The sequence below is a fragment of the Flavobacterium sp. genome (genome assembly GCF_046155325.1).
GTDB lineage: Bacteria > Bacteroidota > Bacteroidia > Flavobacteriales > Flavobacteriaceae > Flavobacterium.
Genome location: NZ_JBJXDQ010000070.1, coordinates 1 through 4,752 on the forward strand (window position 1 = coordinate 1; position 4,752 = coordinate 4,752).

Annotated in this window: 5 protein-coding genes; all 5 read left to right on the top strand. The window is 32.0% G+C overall.

Annotated features, from left to right (window positions below; translation table 11 throughout):
* Nucleotides 1–843, top strand: an 843-nt coding sequence (locus ACKVOD_RS04700; RefSeq protein ID WP_409208320.1) for a glycosyltransferase family 2 protein, incomplete at its 5' end; no start/stop codon positions are given.
* A complete protein-coding gene (locus ACKVOD_RS04705; protein WP_409208321.1) occupies nucleotides 828–1,739 on the top strand; it encodes a glycosyltransferase in 912 nt (303 codons plus the stop codon). The genes ACKVOD_RS04700 and ACKVOD_RS04705, both read left to right, overlap by 16 nt.
* 38 nt (nucleotides 1,740–1,777) lie before the next feature.
* Entirely contained in the window at nucleotides 1,778–2,728 is a 951-nt protein-coding gene (locus ACKVOD_RS04710) for a hypothetical protein (RefSeq protein WP_409208322.1), read from the top strand.
* 11 nt (nucleotides 2,729–2,739) lie between these two features.
* Complete coding sequence (locus ACKVOD_RS04715; RefSeq protein ID WP_409208323.1) at nucleotides 2,740–3,615, top strand: glycosyltransferase; 876 nt, start codon at nucleotides 2,740–2,742, stop codon at nucleotides 3,613–3,615.
* An 8-nt stretch (nucleotides 3,616–3,623) separates the two neighbouring features.
* Nucleotides 3,624–4,742, top strand: coding sequence for a glycosyltransferase family 4 protein (locus ACKVOD_RS04720; protein ID WP_409208324.1), 1,119 nt, complete (start codon nucleotides 3,624–3,626; stop codon nucleotides 4,740–4,742).
* Nucleotides 4,743–4,752: the final 10 nt, after the last annotated feature.

A 4,752-nucleotide genomic window follows, 5' to 3' on the forward strand; every position in this document is an offset into this window, starting at 1 on the left:
ATTCCCTCTTATAATAGAGCTCACATTATAAGCAGAGCAATACAAGGAGTTCTGGATCAAACTTTTCAAGATTTTGAAATAGTAATCGTTGATGATGGATCAACTGATAATACTAAGGAAATCCTACAAGCATTTACTAGCGATAATAGAATCAAATCCATTTATCAAACTAATGCTGGGGTATGTTCTGCACGAAATACTGGAGCAAAGCAGGCCGAGGGTGAGTTCCTGATTTTTTTGGATAGTGATGATACAGTGGAAAAATCTTGGCTCGAGGATTTTTATGATTTAGCCATTCAAAATAAGGAATGGTTGTTTTGTAGCATGAAAATAGTAAAACCTGATTCAAGTGAATACTTAGTTTCAGCTTTAGACCCTTATAGAAATGGTAGGTCAAAAGGCAATAGTCTTGCAGGTTCATGGGCAATAAAAAAAGATATTTTTTTAAGAGTGGGCCTATTTGATGAAAATATGAAATTTGGCGAAAATGTGGAATTAAGGTTTCGGTTGGATTCAGAAAAGTTGAGTATTGGAATAATTGATAACTATAATTTCACCTATTTTGAATCGTTAAACGGAGGGAGCAGAAATTTAAAAAATACAATTGATTCCAATCTGTATATCATAAAAAAACATTCCAATTTGTTTAATAAGCGCCCAATTTTATTAAGATTGTATTATCAAAACATCGCAGTGGCTTATGCCAAATTAGGTATTTGGAATCAAGCAAGAATTTATTTCTGGAAAGCTTATATTACAGATATGTGGAAATTGAAAACTTTAGCTCGATTTGTTATTGCTTTATTTCCTTTATTAGGAAAAAAAATATGGAAACAACAATGAGCAAATGTTTAAACTTTGCAGCATTTATTATGACTTATCAAAGAGTTCCCACTTTGGAAGCTACCATTAATGCTATACTCAATCAATCATACCCTCCCCAAAAAATACTTATTGTGGACAATGATCCTGACAAAAGTGCTGAAATGGTATTGTCTAAATTTTCACATATACTAGTTGAATACCATTCTGTGGGCTACAATTCAGGCCCGGCAGGAGCTGCAAAAATAGGTTTAGAAATGCTATCTACTCAAGGATATAAATGGATAGGTTGGATTGATGATGATGACCCCCCTATTTATAATGATACTTTCGAAATTTTATTAAACAAAGCTGAGTTAACGAATAATTGCGGATGTATAGGAGTTGTAGGTCAGTATTTTAATAAAAGAAATGGATTAATGGTTCGAGTTCCTGATGATGAATTAGAAGGAAATGGCGTTTTGGAGGTTGATAATATTGCTGGCAATATGTGTAAAATTGTCAATGCGGATGTTTGTTTAAAGAAAAAGGTGTATCCAGACGAAAGTCTTTTTTTTGGTTTTGAAGAACTTGATTTTGATCTGAGAATGCAAGAAGCGGGTTATGTTTTAGTGGTAGATAAAGAGTTATACAAAAGGCATAGGGTAAAGTTCAACAGAATTGGATTGAAAATAAAGAGAGGAATCAAGAAAGATGAAAAGCGTATTTGGAGAGACTATTATTCTATAAGAAATAGTTTGATTATTCTTAAAAAGAATAAACTTTTCTCAGCTTTTTTTATAACAATTATGCGTTCTTTTTTAAAATTAATATCTGGTTTTAGGTATGGGATTGCCTATGGAATTGCAAATGCAAGAGTAATTTTATATGCCATAATTCACTTCTTGTTAGGAAAAAGAGGAAAGGTTTCTTTTTAATTTCTATCATATTGAATTTAAATTGATTTATCGAAAAAATGGTAATACCCATATATTTTTATTATCCAAATGAAATTCCTATCACTTTAAATTACAAAAGTGGATTAGATTGTTGGATTTTAAAGACTTTTTGGAAACTAAAAGAATATAAAAGCGACCTTAATATTCATTTAGTAAATTATATTCCTGACGAAGGGATTATTATCTTTCATAAAGGTTTTTTTCCAAAAGATATAATGCCTTCCAATACTCAGTTATTTGTATGCGTTCAAGCAGATTATGGGCGCCACCAATATGCTCAATACCATATAGCACAGAATCCATTTGGAGTTAGTAATTTTAATTTTTCAAAGCGAAGTTTTTTTGAAGAAAAACTATTTTCGTTTACCAAAAGTTATTTCATAGCACATTGGAATCAAAATGACATCATTAAAAGAAACTCTTCTAGAGGGGAGAGCTTTAAAAATGTATGTTTTTATGGTATTGACCAAAATTTCCCTCAAAAATTATTAGAACCAAGTTTTAAAGAAAAATTAAATAAAGAAGGAATAGATCTTAAGATAATTACAGATAGTGATCAATGGAATGATTATTCTGAAACGGATTGTGTATTGGCGATTCGTGATTTCGAAAACAAACCGCATTATAACAAGCCTTTTTCAAAAATAATAAACAGTTATTTGGCAGGGGTGCCTGTAATTGCTGGAAACGAAAGCAGCTCCTTATATCTTAAAAATGGATTAGGAATTGGAATTTCTATTGTTACGAATCCAGATGAATGTTTTAATGCGATCAAACAAGTAAAAGAAAATTATTTAAGTTCCCTAAAAAGGATAATAATTGATAAGGTTAAATTAAAAGAATTTCAGGATGAGGCGATAGTTTTAAGTTGGGATAAGCTTTTACGAGAGATGCAACAAAATTATCAGTTGTGGCGTAATAGTAGTAGTCTGGCAAAATATATATATATAAAATATCGGAAAAATTAATAATTAGATTTATGGAAAATAGTAAAGTGGCTGCAATTATAGTTACCTACAATAGAAGTGAAGTAATTCAAAAAACTTTAGATTGTTTGCAGGCACAAACGTACCCTATTTCGAATATAATTGTGGTCGATAATAATAGTTCGGATAAAACGATAGCTGGTCTTTTGGAAAGAAAAAACCATGATGCTCGGATTTCAATTGTTTCTAGTTCTGAAAATATTGGTTACGGTTCGGGTCTGGCCCTGGGAATGGATTGGGCATTAAAAAACACAGCTGTTGATTATATGTGGTTGATGGATGATGATGTTTCTAATATTCCAGAAACACTGGAGTATTTAGTAGAAAACAGTAAAAAGTATAATTATGATGCTTTGGGCTTAATGGGATATAAACTAGGTTTGGGAACTAAAACTAAAGTTAATCCAATAAATCATTCCGAAGATGTTGATTTTATGCCAGTAGATCATGCTTTATTTACTATTGAAGCTATCAAGAAAGTAGGAGTCCCAAGTAGTGATTTTTTTATGATGTGTGAGGATTATGAGTATTGTTTACGGATAAAAAAAGCCGGTTTGAAATTAGGGGTGATTGCTAATCATCATGTGAATAGACTGGCGATGGGTGGAGGAGAAAGATTTTCTAGATCTACACGTTGGCGGGGGTATTATCATTCCCGTAACCACCTGCTTATTCTGAAACAGTATTTTTCTTGGTTTCGATTGGCTAGTTATGTCATTGTTCAATCAAAATATTTGATTGCTGGATTACAGGCCCCTGATCGATTTGACAGAATAAAATTTCGTTTGATGGGGATTTATCATGGCTTGCAATCAGTCAAAGGAAAGACTTTAGATCCCATAACTCTAACTTTTAAAAAAGGAAATTAAGTTTTTAGATGAAAGTTCTTTTCGCCATTGATAGCTTACAACAAGGAGGTGCTGAGCAAAGTATTGCTCATATCATTCGTCATTTTTCAAAAGAAACCCAGGTAAATATCCTATATTTTTACCCCAAAGCAGATTTACTCCCTACTTATGAAGAATTAGGATGTACGATTTTTTCATTGAACTTACAAGGAAAATATGACTTTGTTAAGGGAATTGCTGGAATGAAAAAAGTGTTGCAAGACTTAAAACCCGATATTGTTGTTACCTCATTATATCGCAGTAATATTATAAGCAGAATGGCTTGCGTACTTACAGAAACCAAACTCGTTGGTACTTTTGTTGATGATAGTTATAATATTGAACGAAGGAAAACATTCGCGGGAACATCAGGATTTATAAAATATTATAGCACCTGGTTTTTGGATCGCATCACTTCTTTTATTCCTTGTTTGTGGATTGCCAATAGTAAATACATTGGCGATAGCAATGCAAAACATCTTGGTATTCCAACTTCAAAAATTAAAGTAATTTATAGAGGTCGAAATAGTGATTATTTTTCCGAATGGGAAAAGCCTGAATCTGATATTTTTACATTTGTTTGTATTGGTCGATTGTATGAAAAGAAAGGGTATCCGGAGTTGATAGAAGCATTTTCAATTATTGCCAAAAAGAACTCAAAGGTTAACTTGGTCATTTATGGAGAAGGATCCTACAGACCTCAGATGGAAAAGAAAATTTCAGAACTGAAATTAAATAATCAAATTATTTTAGCAGGAAATATTCCTAATGCTTGGCAAAAAATGTATGAAGCGCATTGTTTTGTTTTTCCTTCACGCTTCGAGGGTTTCAGTGGTGCCTTGGTCGAAGCAATGATGACGGGTATCCCTATTATTTCAAGTGATATTCCTATGAATTTAGAAGCGGTTGAAAATAATAAAACAGCCTTAGTACATAAATTGAAAGATGTCGAAGATTTAGCTAGTAAAATGCAGGAAATGATCTCAAATTACCCTAGTATGATAGAAATGGGACATAAAGCAAGACAAACAGCAATGAAAAAGTTTGATATTAAAAATATTGCAAAGCAATATGAAACTTTATTGATTGAAACAGTTCATAAAAAGTAATGCATTGAAA

Excerpts from the sequence above, each read along its gene's own strand:
- ACKVOD_RS04710 (WP_409208322.1), top strand. The coding sequence starts at position 1,778 with ATGGTAATACCCATATATTTTTATTATCCAAATGAAATTCCTATCACT.
- ACKVOD_RS04705 (WP_409208321.1), top strand. The coding sequence starts at position 828 with ATGGAAACAACAATGAGCAAATGTTTAAACTTTGCAGCATTTATTATG.
- ACKVOD_RS04715 (WP_409208323.1), top strand. The coding sequence starts at position 2,740 with ATGGAAAATAGTAAAGTGGCTGCAATTATAGTTACCTACAATAGAAGT.
- ACKVOD_RS04720 (WP_409208324.1), top strand. The coding sequence starts at position 3,624 with ATGAAAGTTCTTTTCGCCATTGATAGCTTACAACAAGGAGGTGCTGAG.